The organism is Curtobacterium sp. MCPF17_050, from assembly GCF_003224435.2.
Classification (GTDB): Bacteria; Actinomycetota; Actinomycetes; order Actinomycetales; family Microbacteriaceae; genus Curtobacterium.
On the sequence record NZ_CP126250.1, the window covers coordinates 759,257 to 779,968 of the forward strand.

The following is a 20,712-nucleotide window of genomic DNA, read 5'->3' on the forward strand; positions in this document are numbered from 1 at the left end:
GGTCGCGCCGGTGCGTGAGCGGGCGCTACTCGGTGGCTTCGGCCTCGGACAGCTCGCGCCGCTGGCGGTACCGGCGCGCCCGCACCGACACCACGACCGCGGACGCGACCATCGCGATGCCCGACCCGACGAGGACCGCGAGGACGCCCTCGTCGACGATCTCCTCGTTCGCCGCGAACGCCAGTTCGTTCATGAGCAGCGACACGGTGAAGCCGATGCCGCCGAGCACGCCGACCGTCATCACGGAGCCGACCGAGAGGGTCGACCGACCCGGTCCGCGGAAGAGCCGACCGGCCACGACGCCGAACAGGGTGATGCCGATGACCTTGCCGACCGGCAGCGCCAGGACGACCGCCCAGAACGTCGGGGAGAGTTCGCCGATGCCGACGGCGGGGATCACGACCGCTGCGGAGACGAAGGCGAAGACGGGGAGCACGATCGCGTTCGACCACGGCTCGACCTGCTCGTGCAGGGTGCCGCCCGGACGTCGGGGGAGGACCAACCCGAGGGCCACACCGGCGATGGTCGCGTGCACACCCGAGTGGTACACGAGCCACCACGTGACGAGGCCGACGAGGACCATCGCGACGACGAGGAACGGCTGCGCGGCACTGCCCGGGCGTAGCCGGCGTCCGAGCAGTGCGAAGACCACGAGCAGGACCGCTGCTCCGCCGAGCGCGAGGAAGTCCGTGCCGTGCGCGAAGACGACGGCGATGATGACGATCGCGATCAGGTCGTCGAGGACCGCGAGGGCGAGCAGGAACACCCGGATCGTCGCGGGCAGCCCGCGCCCGAACATCGCCAGGACCCCGAGCGCGAACGCGATGTCCGTCGCGGTCGGGATCGGCCATCCGTGGGTGTACGGCGTCCCGGCGGTGACGAGCAGGTAGACGAGCGCCGGCACGAGCACACCGCCGACCGCGGCGATGGCCGGGACGACGGCCGTCTTCGGGTTCGCAAGCTCGCCGGCGACCAGCTCGTGCTTCAGCTCGATGGCGACCAGCAGGAAGAAGACCGCGAGCAGGCCGTCGCTGACCCAGTGGGTGATCGAGAGGTCGAGGCCGACCGCTCCCCACGGGGTGTGCCAGTCGAGGCCGCGCTCGAGACCGGGGCCGAGTGCGGTGTTGGCGACGACCAGTCCGAGGACGGCGGCGGTGAGGAGGGCGATCGCGCTGAAACGGGGCGAACGGACGAAGGACGGCATGCGGCTCCGGTGGAGATCGGGTACGGGGAACGGACCGTCGACCAGGCTTCCCGACACACCTCGCCCAGGATAGCGGGACGGCCCGGGAGCCCGATCCACGCGGAGCCGCGGGTGGCAGCATGGCGGCATGACTGCCGTTGCCGAACTCGTCGCCGTCGTGGACCGCCTGCTCGACCCCGAGCACGGATGCGTCTGGAACCGCGAGCAGACCCACGCCACCCTCGCCCGGTACGCCGTCGAGGAGACCTACGAGCTCGTCGACGCGATCGACGGCGGGGACGACGACGAGCTCCGCGAGGAACTGGGCGACGTCCTGTACCAGGTGGTGTTGCACGCGGGGATCGCTGCGCGGCAGGGCAGGTTCGACCTCGACGACGTGGCCGACTCCGTGCGCGAGAAGATGCAGCGCCGCCACCCGCACGTCTTCGGCGACGAGGAAGCGCACACGGTCGAGGACGTCATCCGGGTCTGGCGTGCCGCGAAGGCCGCCGAGAAGTCGTCGCGGACGAGCGCGTACACGGGCGTGCCGCGGGCGATGCCGCCGCTCGAACGTGCCGTGAAGCTCCTGGAGCGGCTGGAGGAGCGCGGTGACCTGCACGCCGCGATGGCCTCCGTGACGGACGGCGCCGTGCTCGAGGTGGTCGATCCCGTCCCCGGTGCCCCCGTCGCTCCCGGTGTCGCCGGGGTTCCCGCTGCCGCCGACGTCCCCGGTGCCCCGATCGCTCCCGGAGCGCCCGGTGCTCCCGGTGTCGCCGGTGCTCCCGGTGTCGCCGATGCTCCCGGTGGCGCCGACGGAGTGGCGGCCTCCGGCGCGGTCGGTGTTGCGGACGTCGTCGGTGCCGCGGACCCCGGTGACGCCGCTGCCGGGCAGCAGCCGGGGACCCGGGTCGACGCGGCCTGGGGCGCCGGGATGCTCGCCGAGGTGGCCGTCGCGCACGAACAGGGTCTGGACCCGATCGCGAGTCTCCGAGCCGCGGTGGCGATGCTCGAGGTGGCGGGCCGCAGCCTCGAGCAGGACGACCGCGGAGAGGACCGGGCAGACGACCGCGGGGGCGACCGCGCAGACGACCGTGACGACCACGACGAAGAGCGGGCGTCCTCCTAACCCGAAAAAGGAGGACGCCCGCGAGCGGGAGACGGCGTCACCAGGGAGCGACGCCGACAGGGGATCCCGCTCGAACCGCGGAGGCGCTTGCAGCACGCCGCCTCCGCTGCCGGCCGGCGCGCGGATCAGGCACGCTCCGACCGAGGTTCTGGATGCAGCATATCAGCGGACACGCGCTGCTGCAAGAGGCGGTCCTGCTCTGCGAGAATCGACGGCATGGCGACGACCGTGACGGCCCCCAGGGGCATGCGAGACCACCTCCCCGCCGACAAGGCCCGGCGGGAGCACGTGCTCGGCGTCATTCGCGGTGTGTACGCGCGACACGGGTTCGACGAGATCGAGACGCCGGTCGTCGAGGACGCCGCCCGCCTCCACTCCGGACTCGGTGGCGACAACGAGAAGCTGGCCTTCGCCGTGATGCGCCGCGGGCTGACCACCGAGGACCTGCGGCAGGCCGACGCGCCGCTTGACCTCGCCGACCTCGGGCTGCGGTTCGACCTGACCGTCCCGCTCGCCCGGTTCTACGCCTCCCACCGCGCCGAACTGCCGAGCGTTTTCCGTGCCGTGCAGATCGCGCCCGTGTGGCGTGCCGAGCGTCCGCAGAAGGGGCGCTACCGCCAGTTCGTGCAGTGCGACATCGACGTCCTGGGCGAGCCCGGGCAGCTCGCCGAGATCGAACTCATCCGGGCGACCACCGCGGCGCTCGACGCGCTCGGCATCGTCGGCACGTCGATCCGGATCAACGACCGCCGCATCCTGCTCGCGCTCCTCGCCTCGTGGGGGGTCACCGAGCAGTCCGCAGCCGACCGGGCCCTCATCACGGTCGACAAGCTCGACAAGATCGGGGCCGTCGGCGTCGCGGAGGAACTCGGGACCACGCTCGGCCTCGACCCCGCCGCCACGGCCGACACGATCCGGGCGCTCGAGTCCGCCGACTGGGACAGCGTGCGCGGTGCCGACTGGCTCGACGCCGAGGCGTTCGCCGACCTCGAGCGACTGCGCGCGGCGCTCCCGGGCGTCGACCTCCGCTTCGACCCGACGCTCGTCCGCGGCATGGGGTACTACACCGGCACGATCTTCGAGGTCGCGCACCCCGACTTCGGGTACAGCCTCGGTGGCGGCGGCCGCTACGACGGCATGATCGGGCGCTTCCTCGGGCAGGACGTCCCGGCAGTCGGGTTCTCGCTCGGGTTCGAGCGGCTCGTGGACCTCGTGTCGCTGCCCGGTTCGGCCGAGTCCGACGCCGTCGTGCTCGTGTACGACAAGGACGTCGATCCGGTCCGGTTGGCCGCGCTGAAGGCCGAGGCGCTGGACACGCACCACCGCGTCCGCCTCGAGAAGCGCACGAAGAACATGAAGAACCTGCTCGCCGGACTCGCGGAGCAGGGCTTCGGCTCGTTCGCCACCGTCGGGACCGACACTACGTCGCTCGACGGCGTGGAGTTCCGTTCGCTCGCCTGACGGACTCCTCCCGGTCATCCACAGCCAGGCGTCGCGGTGCAGCGGCGTCGCTAGGATCGACAGCGCAACCACCACAACCCAACGACAGGGAGTTCCCCGTGGCAGTGATCGATGCCGTAGGCGCACGCGAAGTCCTCGATTCCCGAGGCAACCCGACGGTCGAGGTCGAGGTCCTCCTCGACGACGGTGTCGTCTCGCGCGCCCTCGTCCCGTCCGGTGCCTCCACCGGCGCCTTCGAAGCGTACGAGCTGCGCGACGGCGACGACTCCCGGTACGGCGGCAAGGGCGTGCTCAAGGCCGTCGAGGCCGTGCTCGACGAGATCGGCCCGGCGCTCGAGGGCTTCGACGCCACCGACCAGCGTCTCGTCGACGCCGCGCTGATCGAGCTCGACGGCACCGAGAACAAGTCGCGCCTCGGCGCGAACGCCATCCTCGGCGCCTCGCTCGCCGTGGCCCGCGCCGCGGCCGACTCAGTCGACCTGCCGCTGTTCCGCTACCTCGGTGGCCCGAACGCGCACACGCTCCCCGTGCCGCTCATGAACGTCGTCAACGGCGGCGCGCACGCCGACACCAACGTCGACATCCAGGAGTTCTTCCTGGTGCCGTACGGCGCCGAGTCCTTCTCGGAGGCCCTGCGCTGGGGCGTCGAGACCTACCACGCCCTCAAGGGCGAGCTGAAGAAGCAGGGCCTCGCGACCGGCCTCGGCGACGAGGGCGGCTTCGCGCCGGAGCTCGCCTCGAACCGCGCCGCGCTCGACTTCCTCCTCGCGGCGATCGAGAAGGCCGGCTTCACCCCGGGCAAGGACATCGCGCTGGGCCTCGACGTCGCCAGCACCGAGTTCTTCCACGACGGCAAGTACTCCTTCGAGGGCAAGCAGCTCTCGAGCGCCGAGTTCACGCAGTACTTCGTCGACCTGGCCCGTGACTACCCGCTCGCCACGATCGAGGACCCGCTGGCCGAGGACGACTGGGAGGGCTGGACCCACCTGACCGCCGAGCTCGGTTCGAAGCTGCAGATCGTCGGCGACGACCTGTTCGTCACCAACCCGACGCGGCTCCAGCGCGGCATCGACGAGAAGGCCGGCAACTCGATCCTGGTCAAGGTGAACCAGATCGGCACGCTGACCGAGACCCTCGACGCGGTCTCCCTCGCGCACCGCCACGGCATGACCGCGATCCTGTCGCACCGCTCCGGTGAGACCGAGGACACCACGATCGCGGACATCGCCGTCGCGGTCGACGGTGGTCAGATCAAGACCGGCGCCCCGGCCCGCTCGGACCGCGTCGCCAAGTACAACCAGCTGCTCCGCATCGAAGAAGAGCTCGGCGACGCGGCGGTCTACGCCGGCCGCTCCGCCTTCCCGCGTTCGGCTTCGCTGTAACCCAGCACCCCCGAGACGCCGTCCTCCGTCCGGAGGGCGGCGTCTCGCCGTTCCGCGGAACGGACCCGTCCGCGCGTGCCACCGACTCACGCGAGCCGCCTCGTCTGCGCGAGACGCCCTGTCTGCGCGAGCCGTTCCTCCCGTCTGCGCGGGACGCCCCGTCTGCGCGAGACACCCCCGTCTGCGGACGACGCCGCGGTGCGCGCGAGACGCCTCCGGATTCGGCGGCGTCTCGCCGAGGTGGCGGCGTCTCGGCGGCCCGGCGGCGGCCCGTCGGTCAGTTGACGTCCCGGGACCCGAGCCAGCCTGGAAGCCCGGGCCCCGCCTCCAGGCAGGTGGAGCGTGACGCCCCCGTCTGCGCGTGAGGCCGCGGTGCGCGCGAGATGCCTCCGGATTCGGCGGCGTCTCGACGAGGTCGCGGCGTCTCAGCGCGGCGGGGGCGTCTCGGGGACCGAGCCGGACTGGAGGCGCGGGGCGCGGGGGCGCTTCCAGCGTCGGCAGCCGTCGCTGAGAGGGTGCGCAACGCGCGCGCGGCGGGATGCCGAGCCCCGACGGCCGCGTTATCGTCGTCGTCGTGCCCAGCCAGAAGCCCCGCGTCCGCCGCGTCCCCGTGGCCATGCCCGAGGGAGCGACCTCGGGACAGCCGTGGTACCGGTCGCTGCACTTCTCCGGGTTCAGCTTGCTGATGCTCGCGATCATCGTGCTCTTCGTCGTGGTGCTCGCCCCCTCGCTCCGCACGCTCGTGCAGCAGCAGGACCAGATCACCGACATGCAGCGGCAGGTCGCGGCGCAGAAGGCCGACGTCGCGCAGAAGAAGCACGACGTGGCGCGCTGGGACGACCCCGCTTACATCGAGGCACAGGCGCGCGACCGCCTGCTCTACGTGTACCCGGGCGAGGAGAGCTACCTGGTGATGGGCAGCGAGGCCGGCGCTTCGGCCACCCCGGCGCCGAGGACCGAGTCCGGCACCCCGGTCAGCTCGACGGTGCAGACGCCGGACGTGGACTGGGTGCGGTCGATGCTCTCGTCCGTCCTCGAGTCCGGGCTGTCGGACGAGACCGATGACGAACTCGAGCGCCGCGGCGACACCGGTGACGGCAGCGGCAGCGACACCGACCGCGGGACGGACAGCGGCTCGTCCCCCGAGTAGGGCCGACGCGCGGAGTCGGGTAGGCTCACGTGCCCGTGACGACCCCTCCGTTCGACCCGCCGACCGCGCACGACGTGCAGGTGGTGACCGCCCAGCTCGGACGCCCCGCCCGTGACGTGATCGGCATCGCTGCTCGCTGCGTCTGCGGCAACCCGACGGTCGTGTCCACGAAGCCCCGCCTCGGCAACGGCACCCCGTTCCCGACGCTCTACTACCTGTGCCACCCGGCAGCCACCGCAGCGGTCAGCACCCTCGAGGCGAACCAGGTCATGCCCGAGCTGGCCGCCCTCCTCGAGGACGCGGACACCGCTGAGCAGTACCGCCACGCGCACCAGGCGTACGTCGACGACCGTGAGTCGATCGAGCACGTCGAGGAGATCGCGGGCATCAGCGCCGGTGGCATGCCCACCCGCGTGAAGTGCCTGCACGCGCTCGTCGGGCACGCCCTCGCCGCCGGACCCGGCGTCAACCCCATCGGAGACCTCGCGCTGGAGCGCGCGGACTGGTCGCCGTCTCGGTGCGAATGCCGGGCCTATGATGAGGATGCAGACGCCGGAGTCGGGGTGGGTGGCGGCGAGTCCTGACCAGCCGCCCAGCAGTCCAACCACCCCAAGGAGATCACCAACCGTGCCCAAGATCCTCGTCGTCGGCGGCGGCTACGCCGGCTTCTACACCGCATGGAAGCTCGAGAAGCACCTTCGCAACGGCGAAGCCGACGTCGTCATGGTGGACCCGCTGCCGTACATGACGTACCAGCCGTTCCTCCCCGAGGTCGCCGCCGGGTCGATCGAACCGCGTCACGCCGTGGTCTCGCACCGCCGCCACCTCAAGTCGACCCGTGTCGTCACCGCGAAGGTCACCGGGGTCGACCACGCGAACAAGACCGCGACCATCACCCCCGCGGTCGGTGAGCCGTGGCAGGAGTCGTACGACCAGATCGTCATGACCGCCGGCGCCGTCTCGCGCACCTTCCCGATCCCGGGCGTCGCGGACGAGGCCATCGGCCTGAAGACCATCGAAGAGGCCGCGGCGATCCGCGACAAGATCCTCACCAACTTCGCCAAGGCAGCGAACCTGCCGGCCGGCCCCGAGCGGCAGCGTCTGCTCACGGTCGTCGTCGTCGGTGGTGGCTTCGCCGGTATCGAGGTCTTCGCCGAACTCCGCTCCTTCGTCTCGGACCTGCTCAGCAGCTACCCGCAGATCGCCTTCGAGGACACGCACTTCCACCTCGTCGAGGCGATGGGCCGCATCATGCCCGAGGTCTCGCTCGAGACCTCGCACTGGGTGCTCAAGAACCTCGCCGAGCGCGGGGCCACCGTGCACCTCGAGACGCAGCTCGCCTCGGCCGTCGGTGGCGTCTGCCAGCTCAAGGCCAAGGACGAGTCGATCGAGGTCATCGAGTCCGACCTGATCATCTGGACCGCCGGCGTCATGGCGAACCCGATGGTCAAGGGCACCGACTTCCCGCTCGAGCCCCGCGGCCGCATCACGGTGCAGCCCGACCTCCGCATCGTCGACGAGGGCACGGTCATCGCCGACGCCTGGGCCTGCGGTGACGTCGCGGCCGTCCCGGACCTCACCGGTGGTGGCGTCGGCGGCATGTGCGTGCCGAACGCCCAGCACGCGGTCCGTCAGGCCAAGCAGCTCGCGAAGAACCTCGTCGCGACCCTGCGCGGCGAAGCCACCGTCGACTACAAGCACGAGAACCTCGGTGCCGTCGCCGGCCTCGGTCTCGGCATCGGTGTCTTCCAGTCCGGCAAGTTCGCGATGAAGGGCTTCCTGGCCTGGGGCGCCCACCGCGGCTACCACGGTCTGGCCATGCCGTCGTGGGAGCGCAAGATCCGCGTCGTCGGCGACTGGGTCTCCGGCTTCTTCCTCGGTCGCGACATCGTGTCGCTCGACGACCGCGAGACGCCCCGCGCCGCGTTCGAGGCGTGGGCCTCCCGCCCGAAGCCGGCCGTCGAGGCCGCTCCGGGAGCCGAGTCCCCGGCCGAGGGTCAGCCCGCCGGTGCTGCCGGTCCCGCGTACGCCACGCCCGCCGAGGACGTCTCGAAGGCCGCCGAGCCCGTCGGCGCCGGCGAGTCCGCCAAGACCGAGTAGGCAGCGCACACCCGCTGTCGAGAGGGCGGTCGCCCGACGGGTGGCCGCCCTCCGGCGTCGGTAGGCTGTCCCGGCGCGGCCGCCCGTCGCCGTGCGCCCCCGTGGCCCAATCGGTAGAGGCATGCGACTTAAAATCGCCGAGATGAGGGTTCGAGTCCCTCCGGGGGTACGGAGACCGGACGGGCATCCGACTCAACATCGCCGAGATGAGGGTTCGAGTCCCTCCGGGGGTACGGAGACCGGACGGCACGCCCGCCGTACTCGTTACGCTGACCAGGTGGTCGGGATCGGGAGCGCGCTGACGAACCTCCGGGACGCGCTCCGGCGCCCCGAGGCCCACGTCGAGGTCATCGACGGCGAGACGGTCCCCGTCGGCATGCTGCTCGGCACGCTCGGCGCACTGCTCCTCGACGCCGGCAGCTCGGTCACCGACGTCCGCTCAGCGCTCGAGAAGGCCCGCGACGCAGCGGGTGTCGGCAACGGCCTCGCCATCGGGGTGCTGCCAGCGCTCGTCATCGTCAGCGAGACCGCGACGGGCGCCGCGACGATCGTCAACGCCGAGGGCATCGAGCTCTCGTTCCGCCAGTCCGCCCGCGCGAACCGCCTGGTGCTCGGTCTGGAGCGCGGCGCGATCGCCCTCGCCGAGATCCCCGCCCGGGTCCGGAGCATCCGCCAGGGCACGCGACCACCGGCCCCGCTGCCGTGGGTGCTCGGCAACGCACTGACCTCCGCCGGGCTCGCGGTCGTGTTCCGGTGCCCGTGGTGGGCGGTCCTCCTCGCGCTGGTGGTCGGGGCGCTCGTCGGGGTCATCGGCCTGCTGCTCCGGCGCTTCCGTGAGGCCGTGGCCGTCGTGCCGTTCCTCGCGGCCTTCTGCTCGACGGCCGTCGTCGGACTCGTCGCCGCCGGCACGGGCTTCGACCACGTCCCGCTGTACGCCGTGTGCGCGCCGGTCGCGGTGTTCGTGCCCGGAGCACTCATCACGAACGCCCTGCTCGAACTCACCGCCGCCGACATCGTCACGGGGTCGGCTCGTCTCATGCAGGGACTCATCATGCTCGGCTTCATGGCCGCCGGGATCGCGGCGGGGAGCACGGTGACCGGCCTCCGCATCGACCCGACCTCGGCGGCACTCGTCGGCGAGGTCGCGGGCATCGGCACCGACCGACCCGGCTGGGAGGCCGTCCCCGCGCTCTGGGCGTCGTGGGTCGCCGTGGTGGTCCTCGCCACCGGCATCAGCCTCGTCTTCGGATCCGGGTGGCGCCTGACGGCGGCGTCGGTCGTCGTCATGGTCACCGCCTACGCCGTCGTGTCGTTGCTCACGCCGCTCAGCGGCAGCGTCGTCGCGACGGGCCTCGCCGCGGCGCTGCTGTTCGTCGCGACGCGTGTCCTCGAACGCATCGTGCCGGTGGTGCCGGCGACCGTGTCGTTCCGGCCGGCGTTCCTGCTGCTCGTGCCCGGCACGGTCGGGCTGGTCGCGGTCGCGACGTTCGACGCCGCCGCGCTCGCGACGCCGCTCGCGACCTTCGTCAGCCTCTGCGTCGGGACGAAGATCGGCGGGCTGCTGCCCGGGCTGTTCGCCCGGTCCGCGCCGACCCACTGACCGAGGGGATCCGGCAGCCGGCGCCGGGACCACCTGGCGTCACACGACCGGGGCACGTCGTCCCGTTCTGGAGGCTCGGTCTCCGCCCGCCGGACGAGTGAGTGGACTGCGCGTGGTGGGCTTCCCGGCCCACGCCGTGCCGGTCACTGTCGAATCGGCGCCCGGTCCGTTGGGCCTGTGCGGGCCTCCCGGCCGACGCGTGCCTGTCGCCGTCGGACCGGTCGCCACTCCGTGCGGAGCATGCGGGCCTCCCCGCCGGCGCGCATCCAGTGCGCGCCCGCCGCCGCCACGGAACCGGTCAGGACGCGGAGGCACCTCCGCGGAGCCGGGGCCAGAGCAGGACGGCTGCCGCGAGGGCGACGACCACCGCGACCGCGGAGGCCCAGGCGACGACCGGCAGGTGCGTCCCGGTCGGGCCGGAGTAGACCGCCGCGGCCAGACCGACGGCGACGGCCGCGAGGGCGCCGTACCGCGGACGGGACACGGCGGCGAGGGTTGCTCCTGCCGACCCCCGGAGCGGCAGGAGCGTCACGACGAGTGCGCCGAGGCCGCCGACGCAGAGCGTGCTGGCGAACTCGGACACGAGCGAGGCGGTGAACCCGGACCCGGCCGTCACACTGTGCACGACCCATCCGACGGCCGCGAGGACGAGCAGGGTCACCGACCGCCACGTGGCGCTCCGCGCACAGGCCGCGACACCGTTCCCGAGTCGCATGGCGGCGGTGTCCACGTCGGCGCGGCCGACGGGTACCAGGAGGACGCCGACGACGAGGGCGGGGGAGAGGTCCGCGGTGCGGGTGAGGCCGCTCGCGACGACCGCCGCGAGCACGAGACCGGGTGAGACCCGGAAGGTGACGGCTCGTCGATCCTCACCCGCAGCCCACCGCGTCGCGAGCACGACACCGGCCGTGAGCACGACGACGCCGGCGAGGACGGCCAGGGCGAGTCGGACGTAGCGAGCCTCGAGGGCGATCCCGGTGCCCAGCAGCGTGGACACCGCGGCGAGCGTCGTGCCGACCGCGATCGAGACCCAGGCCGGCAGTGCGTCGTCACCGCGCGTGCGCTCGGACCGGGGCCGGTTTCGGCCCGTGAAGCGGGAAGCGGGACGCGGCAATCGCCCGCGGAGGGCGCCGGCGAGGACCCGCACCGGTCCGGCCACCAGGAGCAGGAACGCGGCAGCGACGCCGACCGCGATCGCGAGCGTGCGCCACGAGAACGAGGACTGGATCGTGGGGACCGCGTGGTCGTACGCCGTGGCGACCGTCCAGTCACCTGCTGGGCCGGACCAGTCCGGCCGCCCGTCGGGTCGGCCGTCGGTGCCACCGCCGGGCACGCCCGCGGAGGGTGGGCCGTCGGCGGGGCTCCCCGGTCCGCCACCCGGTCCGTCGTCGGGGTCGGACTGCTGTCCCCGGCCGGGCCGGGGCGTCGGGGCCACGGCGCCGCTGCCGGAGGAGGGGCGGTCGGCGCCCGGGTCCGATCCGGACCCGTCGGTGGGCGACGGCCCGCTCACGCGGACCGGGACCGCGGGTGCCGCCCGGGAGGTGTTGCCCGCGACGTCCTGCGCCCCCGCGCTGATGCGGTGGGTGCCGCCACGGAGCACGTCGGCGACGCGGCACGACCACGCCCCCGAGGCCGTGACCTCCGCCCGGCAGACCGCGACGTCGTCGACGTAGGCGGTCACGATGGTCCCGGGCTCCGCGGTGCCGGCGATGCGGACCGAGCGTCCGTCGACGACCGCGGACGCGGACGGAGTGCCGATGCGGGGAGCGGCCGGGGCCGTCCGGTCGATCGTGATGCTGCTCGGCGGCGAGACCGCGCTCCGGAGGTCGGAGCGGTACCCGTCGGCCGTGCTCGCGGTCTGCGTCGCCGTCACGGTGGACGGGCCGTCTGCGGGCGCACCGGGACCGACGGCCCAGGAGACGTGCCAGGTGCCGACGGGCCCGACGATCGCGGTGCGCACGGCCGTGCTGCCGGCCCGGGTGACCGTCACGGTCGCGCCTGGTCGGCCGGTGCCCGTGACGGCCCCGGCGGTCGGTCGCCGGGTGGTGACGACCGGTGGGACGATCACGTCCGACGGAGCGGCGTCGGCGCTCGGGAGGGACGAGGTGGTCGTGTCGAGGACGGTGAAGACCTGCGCCGGTCCCGAGTGCACGGTGCCCACGCACGACCAGGTGCCGTCGGCCCTGGCGGTCGTCCGGCACACCGAGGCGGACGGGACGGCGGGGTCGGCGACGCGGACACCGTGACCCGGGGCGGCACGGCCGGAGAAGCGCGCGAGATCGGTCGTGAGGTCCCCCGGGTCGGCGATGGTCGGAGCCGTCGGGGTGCCGCCCGACGGCGGCGCCACGGGTGTCCGGCTTGGTGACGGGCTCGGTGCGGCGGGCGCCGGGACCGGGTTCGCGAACGTGGGTGGCTCGGTCGGCGGCGCGGTCGTGCCGGCACCGGGCAGGGTGGAGGGGACGGCGGCCACCGGTACGGCGTCGAGCGGTACCAGCACGAGGGGTACCAGGACGAGACCGGCCGCGGCGAGGAGCAGGCGGGCGACCGTGCCACGGCTCTGGGATCGCCGAGCCCGGGTACCGCCCCTCGCGCCCCGGTGTCCCACGTCGCCCCCTGCCGTGTCCATCCCCTCCATCCCACGTGATCAGGCGCCCCGGGTCAACACCCCGCGCGGACGATCCGGCCGGTTCTGCGCCGATCGTCGCCCGAGCCGGGCGTGGTCCGCGAGCAGGGTGTGCGGCACTCGGGAATCGGCCGTGAAGATCCTCCCCCGGTGAGCGCGCTCCGACCTGCTCGGTAAGATCGTCGAGGACCTCCCTGGTCCGCCCGACGGACCCTGGTGGTCCGGCACGACCGCGGCCCGACGCGCAGAGGAGCACGACCGAATGGACACCGGACTCATCACGGCACTCATCGTGGTCGGCGTGGTGGTCGTCGTCCTCGTGGTGATCGGGATCTGGCTCTGGGTCAGTCACAAGTCGCTCGTCGCACTGCAGGGACGGGTCGACAGCGCTTGGTCGGAGATCGCCGAGCACCTGCAGCACCGTGCCGAGTTGATCCCGACGATCGTGAGCACCGTGCAGGGGTACGCCTCGCACGAGGACTCCGTCTTCTCCGCCGTGGACCGGGCCCGCACCGAGACGCTCTCCGCCGGGGACGCCGTCGCGGCCTCCTCCGCCGAGGGGCACATGCAGAAGGCACTGAAGAGCGTCTTCGCGGTCGCCGAGCACTACCCGCAGCTCCAGTCGAGCCAGGGGTTCCTCGAACTCCAGTCGCAGCTCGTCGCCACCGAGGACAAGATCCAGTCCGCACGCCGGCACTACAACGGCGGTGTCCGCGAGCTCAACACCAAGGTGAAGTCGTTCCCCACGTCCACCTTCGCGAAGCACCGCGGGGTCGGGCCCGCTCCGTTCTTCGAGACGGCCGAGCCCGCCGCGATCGCGGAACCCCCGCGCGTCCAGTTCTAGGCGGCTGCGTTCGTCAGCCGTCCCGTCGTGGACGGACACCCAGCGCGCCGGCCAGGTCCGCGGCGGCCGTCCCGCGGTCGGTGACCTCGACGTCGCCGAGCCCCTGCCACGCCGCCGTCCGGCGGAGCAGCGCCGCCAGGCGGTCGACGTCCACCACCGACCCGGGCTCGTGCCAGGCCGTCCGGACGTGCAGCACCCCGCGCTGCCGGTCGCTCTTCAGGTCGACGCGCCCCACGAGCGCCTCGTCCTGCAGCACCGGGAGCACGTAGTACCCGAACACCCGCTTCGGTGCCGGCGTGTAGATCTCGATCCGGTAGTGGAAGCCGAACACCCGCTCGGCACGCGGCCGGAACCAGACGACCGGGTCGAACGGGCTGAGCACGGCGTCGGCGTCGACCCGTCGCGGCACCCGTGCGTCGACGTGCATCCACGCGCGGTCCTTCCACCCCACCACCGACACCGGGACGAGCTCGCCGGCGTCCTCCAGGTCGGCGATCGCCGCAGCGGTGTCGTCCGCGCGCAACCGGTGGTGGTCCGCCAGGTCCGCGCGGGTGCCGATGCCCACCGCGCGGGCCGAGCGTCGGACGAGTTCCCGGACGGCGTCCTGCCGGTCCGGAGCCGTCGCGAAGTACCCGGCCGGCAACACCTGGTCGGGGAGCGCGTACACCCGCTCGAAGCCGGCACGGCCCGCGCTGACGACGTCGCCCCACCGGAAGAGCTGTTCCAGCCCGTGCTTCACGTCGCTCCAGCCCCACCAGGGGCCCCGGCGCACGTTCGACTCGTGCTCGACGGCGCTCGCCGGCATCGGCCCCTGCGCCGCGAGCAGCGCGAGGAGCTCACCGCGCACCCGGGCGGTGCGTTCGACCCCGGCGATCCGGTTCGGCCGCGTCGCGTCCCGCTCCCGGTACGCGTCCATGCGCCAACGGAACAGGCGGAGGTCGTCGCGCGGGACGAACGCCGCCTCGTGCGCCCAGTACTCGATCCACGGGCTGCGCTGGGTGAGCGTCAGCCGGTCGAGGGCCGCCTTGTCGTAAGCGCCGAGGCGTGCGTACAGGGGGAGGTAGTGGCTCCGCTCGAAGACGTTGACGGAGTCGATCTGCAGCAGGCCGAGACGTGCCGCGCCGGCCGACACCGTGCGCGCGGTGACCGCTTCCGGTCGGGGCCGGCCGAACCCCTGCGCGGCCAGGGCCACCCGGCGGGCCTCGGAGGCGGAGAGCGTGGTCCTGACCATGGGGGAACGCTACCGACGGCGCCCGACACCGCGTGCCGATCCGGTCCGTGCCGCGCCCGGTACTCCTGCGGCATCGCGTGGATACAGTGAGCGCATGGCTTGGGTCAAGAAGGCGCACCCCGATCCCGTGGTCGAGGAATCGGTGCCGATCGGCATGCGGATCGCGGGGGCGTTCTCGTGGCGGGTGCTCGTCATCGCGGGCGTGATCGCGCTCTTCGTCTGGCTGATGACGATCTTCAGCGACATCCTCGTCCCCTTCCTCGTCGGCATCGTGATCTCCGCGCTCCTGGTGCCGATCTCGAACCGGCTGCAGCGGCACCACGTGCCGAAGTGGCTCGCCGTCGTCCTCAGCCTGCTCGGCGGGCTCGCCGCGGTCGCAGCGCTGCTCTGGCTCGTCATCGACCAGATCATCGCGTCGTACCCCTCGCTCCGCGACCGCACGGTGTCCCAGTTCGGCAACGTCCGCGAGTTCGTGCTGAACTCCGGATTCGGGATCTCACAGGCGGACGTCGACAACTGGATCGGGGAGGCCACCACCTGGGTGCAGGACAACACCGGGACGATCCTGTCCGGGGTCGCCACCGCCGGCTCGAGTGCCACGCACGTGTTCGAGGCGCTCTTCATCATCCTGTTCACCACGATCTTCCTGCTCATCGACGGCAAGAACGTCTGGCGATGGACCGTGCGGCTCTTCCCGCGCAAGGCCCGCGCGACCGTGGACGGGGCCGGCGTCGCGGGGTGGATCACCCTGACGAGCTTCATCCGCGTGCAGATCTTCGTGGCCTTCGTCGACGCCGTGGGCATCGGCCTCGGCGCGTTCATCGTCGGACTGTTCTTCGGCGGCATGCCGCTCGTCATCCCGATCGCCGCGATCGTGTTCCTCGGTGCGTTCATCCCGGTCGTCGGCGCGATCGTCACCGGCTTCCTGGCCGTCTTCGTCGCACTCATCTTCAACGGGCCGCTCGCCGCGGTGCTGGTGCTCGGCGTCGTCCTGCTCGTCCAGCAGATCGAGGGCCACATCCTGCAGCCCCTCGTGATGGGCAACGCCGTCAAGGTGCACCCCCTCGCGGTCGTGCTCGGTGTGACCGCCGCGTCCGGGCTCGCCGGCATCGCCGGCGCGTTCTTCGCGGTGCCGCTCATCGCGACGCTCAACGCGATGGTCACGACCATCGCGAGCGGCCGGTGGCGGGGACTCGACTCGGAGCACGTCCGCGAAGCGACCCCGAAGCGCGGCCAGCACGGCCGCATCCAGCTCCTCCGACGACGTCGTCACCAGGTCGGCGACGACGTCCCAGCGCCGGGCAGCGACGCGCAGCCCGCGGCCGAGCCCGGGACCGCCAGCACGAACTGAGCGTCACGTGGCACGCGACCGCTCCGCGACCGACGATGATGGGACCGTGACCGACACGACTGCAGCCCCGATCCCGACGCTCGCCGACATCGAGGCCGCGCGCGAGACGATCGCCGGGGTGGCGCGGGTGACCCCGATGGAGACGTCGAAGTTCCTCGAGGGCCTGCTCGGGTCGCCGGTGCACCTCAAGTGCGAGAACCTGCAGCGCACCGGCGCGTACAAGGTGCGCGGTGCCTACAACCGGTTGTCCACGCTGTCGGCCGAGCAGCGGGAGGCCGGGGTCGTCGCCGCCAGCGCCGGCAACCACGCGCAGGGGGTCGCCTTCGCCGCCCGCGAGCTCGGCATCCCCGCGACGATCTTCACGCCGGTCGGTGTCGCCCTGCCGAAGCTGCAGGCCACCCGCCGGTACGGGGCGGACGTCGTCCTGCGCGGGCACTCGGTGGAGGAGGCGCTCTCCGCCGCCAAGGACTTCGCCATCCGCACGGGCGCCGTCTTCATCCCGCCGTTCGACCACCCCGCGGTGATCGCCGGTCAGGGCACGGTCGGCCTCGAGATCGTCGACCAGGTGCCCGACGTCGACACGGTCGTCGTGCCGATCGGCGGTGGCGGCGTCATCTCCGGCATCGCGATCGCGGTGAAGGGGATGGCCGAGCGCCTCGGTCGTGACATCCGGGTCATCGGCGTGCAGGCCGAGAACGCGGCCGCCTACCCGTCGTCGATCCAGGCGGGGGAGCCCGTCACCATCACGACGAGCCCGACGATCGCGGACGGCATCGCGGTCGCGCGCCCGGGCGACATGAACTTCCCGATCATCCGCGATCTGGTCGACGAGATCGTGACCGTCTCCGACGACGACGTCGCCCGGGCACTCCTCGTGCTGCTCGAGCGCGCGAAGCTCGTGGTCGAGGCCGCCGGTGCCGTCGGCGTCGCGGCGATCATGGCGGGCGCGGTGCACGACACCGGCCGGACCGTGGTCCTCCTCAGCGGCGGCAACATCGACCCGCTCATGATGGAGCGGATCATCACGCGCGGACTCGTCGCCGCGTCCCGCTACATCGGGATCCGGATCATGCTGCCGGACCGTCCGGGTCAGCTCGCCCGCGTCTCGCAGATCATCTCGGACGCCGGTGCCAACGTCGTCGAGGTCCTGCACACCCGTCACGGCCAGGGCGTGGTGATCAGCGAGGTGGCGCTCGACCTGTCGATCGAGGCGCGCGGGCCCGAACACGCCGACGAGGTCATGGCCCGGCTGCAGGAGGCCGGCTTCCGCCCGGAGCAGCTCACGAACTGACGCGCGCTCCTCCGGCAGGACCGCGCTGCGCACGGCGACGGCCTGGAGGCCCGGGCCGGCCCGGCGGACGGCGGTCGCGCCTCCAGGCCGTCGCGACGGTCAACGACCTCCGGCCCGCCGTGCGCGGCGGGCACACGACGGCCCGGCGTGTACCAGGACGGTGCACGCCGGGCCGGAGGTCGGGTGCCGCGAGGCCGCGAAAGCCGTGAGGGCCTACGGCTCGTACCGCTCGACCTTCGTGACCTCGACGGCGATCTCCTTGCCGTTCGGGGCCGTGTACGTCGTCGCCTCACCGGCACGGAGGCCGACGATCGCGGCGCCGACCGGGCTGACCGGGCTGTACACGGTGAGGTCCGAGCCCTCCGCGACGATCTCGCGGTTGCCCACGAGGAACGTCGAGGAGTCGCCGGCGATGGTCGCGGTGACGACGGTGCCCGGTTCGACGGTGCCGTCGAACTCGGCCTCGGTGACGGTGGCGTGCTTGAGGAGCTCGGTCAGGGAGCGGATGCGGGCCTCGATCTTGCCCTGCTCGTCCTTGGCGGCGTGGTAGCCACCGTTCTCCTTGAGGTCGCCCTCTTCGCGCGCGGCCTCGATGCGGCTCGCGATCTCGATGCGGGCCGGGCCGGTGAGCTGCTCGAGCTCGGCGGTGAGACGGTCGAACGCCTCCTGGGTCAGCCAGGTGCCCTGCGTGTCGTTGCTCATGTCGTTTCCCTTCGGCCGCGACGGTCGGGACCGGTCACGGCGTGTGGCGCAAAAGAATCGAGACCGGCCGGCGGCCGGTCTCGAATCGTGATTCCGAGCAGTCTAGGGAACCCAGCACGAGTGGATCAAGCCGGTGACGGCCCGCGACGTCGTGTTCACGGGCGTCGAGAGCGAGCGGCTCCGCTGGTCGTCCGCCGGCACCGTCACCACCCGCCAGCCGACGATCGTGTAGCCCTTGTCGAGCGCCTGGACCGCGCACTCGACCTCGGTGCCCGGGTCGACCGCCAGCTGGGTGTGCACGACGACCTGGTGGTCCGACACGACCTCGTACCCGACGTCGTCGGTGTCGAGCCCGTGGTCGGTCTGTCCGGGGCCCGCCCAGATCGCCCAGACCGCGAACACGACGGCGATCGCGACCGCGGTGACGATCGCGAGCAGCCTGCCCCGGCGCCGGGTGCCGGCACCGCGACCGTAGCGGTCGTCCAGTGCTGCCCGGTCGGCGGGTGCCGCGCTACCGGCTGCTGCGGGCCCTGCTGCTGGGGCGGTGTGCTGATCGGACAGTTCGGGGCTCCCGGGGTGATTATCCTGATCCCAGGGTAGTTCACGCTCGCCGTGCGCCACCCGCGTCCGAAGGTCCGTGAGCAGTGGAGGAACGCTGTGCCCCGTCGTCTGCTCGCCGTGCACGCCCATCCCGACGACGAGTCGAGCAAGGGCGCGGCCACGGCGGCGAAGTACGTGGCCGACGGTGCAGAGGTCCTCGTCGTCTCGTGCACCGGGGGCGAGGCCGGGGACATCCTCAACGAGCAGCTGCCGGACGCGTCGAAGGCCCGCGCGCACCGTGACATGGCGGGCTTCCGCCGCACCGAGATGGCGGCCGCGCAGGCAGCCCTCGGGATCGACCACGTCTGGCTCGGGTACCACGACTCCGGACTGCCGGACACCGAGCAGGGTGAGACGGTCCGCCCCGGCACGTTCGCGACGGTCCCGCTCGAGTACAGCACCGCGGCCTTGGTCCGGGTCGTCCGTCGCTTCCGCCCGCACGTCCTGGTGACGTACGACGAGAACGGCGGCTACCCGCACCCGGACCACATCCGGACGCACGAGGTCTCGGTCGCTGCATGGCGTGACGCCGCGGATCCCGAGAAGTACCCGGAGGCCGGGCCCGCCTGGTCCGTGTCGAAGCTGTACTACGAGCGCACCATGAACCCACGGCGGTTCTCGGCCTTCCACGAGACCCTGCGGGAGCGCGACCCCGAGAACCCGCTCCTCGAGCAGCTCGGCGAGTGGGTGCAGCGGTTCGCGGACCGGCCGGACCTCGCCACGTCGCACGTCGACGTGCACGAGTACTTCGAGGCGCGGGACGCCGCACTCCGGGCGCACGCGAGCCAGGTGCCGCCGGACAGCCCGTTCTTCTACTGGCCGAACGACCTGCTCGCCGAGGTCTGGCCGACCGAGGACTACCAGCTCGTCGAGGCCCGAGTGCCGACCGAGCTCCCCGAGTCCGACCTGTTCGCAGGGATCCCATCCGAAGAGGACGCGCACGCGTGAGCACCATCGCCGCCGTACTGACAGCCACCCCCAGCCCGAGCCCGAGCGGCGTCCCCGACGTCGACGTCACCCCCGGGGTCGCCGGCTTCGTCGCCATCGCGGTGGTCGCGATCGTGACGATCCTCCTCGTGCTCGACATGACGCGGCGCATCCGTCGCACCCGCTACCGCGCCGAGGTGCGGGAACGCCTCGAGGCCGAGGTCGCGGGCGAGTCCGCCGACGGCGCCGCGACCGACGAGCCGTCACGTCGCGCCGCCGAGGACGGCCGGGCCGACGTGGGCGACGACACCGAGCGCGGCTGACGCGTCCGCACGACGGACGGGAGGCTCCCCACTAGCTGGTGGGGAGCCTCCCGTCCGTCGTGGGTGCGGCGTCCGCGCGCCGCCTCAGCGCACCGGGTCGAGGGCGATGACCAGGATGCCCGCCCACTGCGCGGCGAAGGCGACGACCGTGAGGGCGTGGAAGACCTCGTGGAAGCCGAAGAACGTCGGCGACGGGTCCGGGCGCTTGAAGCCGTAGACGGCCGCTCCGAGGATGTACGCCACCCCGCCGGCGAGCACGAGCACGGTCATCGGCACGCTCGCCGCGAAGAGCTGCGGCAGGATGAGGAACGCCGCGCAGCCGAGCGCCAGGTAGAGGGGCACGTACAGCCACCGCGGTGCGCCGATCCAGAAGACGCGGAAGGCGACGCCGAGCAGCGCCCCGCTCCACATCACCCAGAGCACCACGACCATGAGCGTGTGCGGCAGCGCACAGACCGCGACGGGCGTGTACGTGCCGGCGATGAGCAGGAAGATGTTCGTGTGGTCGATGCGCTTCAGCACGCGCTTGACGACCGGGCCCCACGGGAACCGGTGGTACGTCGCGGAGACGCCGAACATGATCATCGACGTCGCCATGAACACGGCACTCGCCGCCTTCGCGGCAGGGGTGGCCGCGAGCGCGATGAGCACGATGCCCATCGCCACGGCGAACGGGAACGTGCCGGCGTGGATCCACCCGCGCCAGGCCGGGCGGGGCGCGTCCGTCGTGGCGGCGTCGGCGCTCGCCTCCTCCGTGAACGGGACGTGGGGGAGCGCTGGCGCGTCCTGGTCTGACTGCATGCCCTCGACGCTACGAC

Annotated in this window: 18 protein-coding genes and 1 tRNA gene; 13 read left to right on the forward strand and 6 right to left on the reverse strand. The window is 72.5% G+C overall.

Translation table 11 applies throughout. The features are described from left to right. Positions 1 to 25 precede the first annotated feature (25 nt). Positions 26 to 1,204: a Na+/H+ antiporter NhaA gene (gene nhaA, locus DEJ34_RS03625; RefSeq protein ID WP_110911420.1), complete on the reverse strand. Its 1,179-nt coding sequence runs from the start codon at positions 1,202 to 1,204 to the stop codon at positions 26 to 28. A 127-nt stretch (positions 1,205 to 1,331) separates the two neighbouring features. On the opposite strand from nhaA, the gene DEJ34_RS03630 reads away from it, so the two are divergent. The 8 genes from DEJ34_RS03630 to DEJ34_RS03665 all read left to right on the forward strand — a co-directional run bounded on the left by DEJ34_RS03630 (position 1,332) and on the right by DEJ34_RS03665 (position 10,002). Further along, positions 1,332 to 2,309 carry a MazG family protein gene (locus tag DEJ34_RS03630; protein WP_110911419.1) on the forward strand — a complete coding sequence of 326 codons (978 nt, stop codon included), beginning with the start codon at positions 1,332 to 1,334 and terminating at the stop codon, positions 2,307 to 2,309. A gap of 216 nt (positions 2,310 to 2,525) precedes the next feature. Next, a complete protein-coding gene (gene hisS / locus DEJ34_RS03635) occupies positions 2,526 to 3,770 on the forward strand; it encodes a histidine--tRNA ligase (protein WP_110911418.1) in 1,245 nt (414 codons plus the stop codon). Positions 3,771 to 3,868: 98 nt separating this feature from the next. Beyond that, positions 3,869 to 5,152 (forward strand): phosphopyruvate hydratase, encoded by a 1,284-nt coding sequence (eno, locus tag DEJ34_RS03640; protein ID WP_110890349.1) that lies wholly within the window; start codon positions 3,869 to 3,871, stop codon positions 5,150 to 5,152. Positions 5,153 to 5,726: 574 nt separating this feature from the next. After that, positions 5,727 to 6,302 carry an FtsB family cell division protein gene (locus DEJ34_RS03645; RefSeq protein ID WP_110823980.1) on the forward strand — a complete coding sequence of 192 codons (576 nt, stop codon included), beginning with the start codon at positions 5,727 to 5,729 and terminating at the stop codon, positions 6,300 to 6,302. Positions 6,303 to 6,337: 35 nt separating this feature from the next. Further along, positions 6,338 to 6,886 (forward strand): DUF501 domain-containing protein, encoded by a 549-nt coding sequence (locus DEJ34_RS03650; protein ID WP_110911416.1) that lies wholly within the window; start codon positions 6,338 to 6,340, stop codon positions 6,884 to 6,886. 43 nt (positions 6,887 to 6,929) lie between these two features. Further along, positions 6,930 to 8,402 carry an NAD(P)/FAD-dependent oxidoreductase gene (locus tag DEJ34_RS03655; protein WP_110911415.1) on the forward strand — a complete coding sequence of 491 codons (1,473 nt, stop codon included), beginning with the start codon at positions 6,930 to 6,932 and terminating at the stop codon, positions 8,400 to 8,402. A gap of 95 nt (positions 8,403 to 8,497) precedes the next feature. Continuing rightward, a tRNA-Leu gene (locus DEJ34_RS03660) sits at positions 8,498 to 8,571 on the forward strand. A gap of 108 nt (positions 8,572 to 8,679) precedes the next feature. Further along, entirely contained in the window at positions 8,680 to 10,002 is a 1,323-nt protein-coding gene (locus DEJ34_RS03665; protein WP_181419411.1) for a threonine/serine exporter family protein, read from the forward strand. A 298-nt stretch (positions 10,003 to 10,300) separates the two neighbouring features. Here the strand turns inward: DEJ34_RS03665 and DEJ34_RS03670 are convergent, their stop codons facing one another. Next, positions 10,301 to 12,628: an Ig-like domain-containing protein gene (locus tag DEJ34_RS03670; RefSeq protein ID WP_146236924.1), complete on the reverse strand. Its 2,328-nt coding sequence runs from the start codon at positions 12,626 to 12,628 to the stop codon at positions 10,301 to 10,303. Positions 12,629 to 12,887: 259 nt separating this feature from the next. Here DEJ34_RS03670 and DEJ34_RS03675 point away from each other — a divergent pair, with 259 nt between their 5' ends. Next, positions 12,888 to 13,469 carry a LemA family protein gene (locus DEJ34_RS03675; protein WP_258368325.1) on the forward strand — a complete coding sequence of 194 codons (582 nt, stop codon included), beginning with the start codon at positions 12,888 to 12,890 and terminating at the stop codon, positions 13,467 to 13,469. A 13-nt stretch (positions 13,470 to 13,482) separates the two neighbouring features. On the opposite strand, the gene DEJ34_RS03680 is transcribed toward DEJ34_RS03675, so the two are convergent. Then, entirely contained in the window at positions 13,483 to 14,700 is a 1,218-nt protein-coding gene (locus tag DEJ34_RS03680) for a winged helix-turn-helix domain-containing protein (RefSeq protein WP_110911413.1), read from the reverse strand. A gap of 94 nt (positions 14,701 to 14,794) precedes the next feature. Here DEJ34_RS03680 and DEJ34_RS03685 point away from each other — a divergent pair, with 94 nt between their 5' ends. Beyond that, positions 14,795 to 16,051, forward strand: a complete 1,257-nt coding sequence (locus DEJ34_RS03685) for an AI-2E family transporter (RefSeq protein ID WP_258368324.1) — start codon at positions 14,795 to 14,797, stop codon at positions 16,049 to 16,051. 46 nt (positions 16,052 to 16,097) lie between these two features. Beyond that, positions 16,098 to 17,342 carry a threonine ammonia-lyase gene (gene ilvA / locus DEJ34_RS03690; protein WP_110890492.1) on the forward strand — a complete coding sequence of 415 codons (1,245 nt, stop codon included), beginning with the start codon at positions 16,098 to 16,100 and terminating at the stop codon, positions 17,340 to 17,342. 213 nt (positions 17,343 to 17,555) lie between these two features. Here ilvA and greA read toward each other — a convergent pair whose 3' ends face one another. Together greA and DEJ34_RS03700 are read right to left on the reverse strand one after the other, a co-directional pair. Beyond that, positions 17,556 to 18,044, reverse strand: coding sequence for a transcription elongation factor GreA (greA, locus tag DEJ34_RS03695; protein ID WP_110823625.1), 489 nt, complete (start codon positions 18,042 to 18,044; stop codon positions 17,556 to 17,558). Between the two features lie 102 nt (positions 18,045 to 18,146). Next, positions 18,147 to 18,665, reverse strand: coding sequence for a DUF4307 domain-containing protein (locus DEJ34_RS03700; RefSeq protein WP_181419410.1), 519 nt, complete (start codon positions 18,663 to 18,665; stop codon positions 18,147 to 18,149). A gap of 36 nt (positions 18,666 to 18,701) precedes the next feature. Here DEJ34_RS03700 and mca point away from each other — a divergent pair, with 36 nt between their 5' ends. Both mca and DEJ34_RS03710 read left to right on the forward strand, forming a co-directional pair. Then, on the forward strand, positions 18,702 to 19,592 hold the full coding sequence (gene mca, locus DEJ34_RS03705; protein ID WP_110911412.1) for a mycothiol conjugate amidase Mca: 891 nt from the start codon (positions 18,702 to 18,704) through the stop codon (positions 19,590 to 19,592). Next, complete coding sequence (locus DEJ34_RS03710) at positions 19,589 to 19,894, forward strand: hypothetical protein (RefSeq protein WP_110911411.1); 306 nt, start codon at positions 19,589 to 19,591, stop codon at positions 19,892 to 19,894. The genes mca and DEJ34_RS03710 overlap by 4 nt, the downstream gene beginning before the upstream one ends. Before the next feature lie 84 nt (positions 19,895 to 19,978). Here DEJ34_RS03710 and trhA read toward each other — a convergent pair whose 3' ends face one another. Then, entirely contained in the window at positions 19,979 to 20,695 is a 717-nt protein-coding gene (gene trhA / locus DEJ34_RS03715; RefSeq protein ID WP_110823629.1) for a PAQR family membrane homeostasis protein TrhA, read from the reverse strand. Between the last annotated feature and the right edge of the window lie 17 nt (positions 20,696 to 20,712).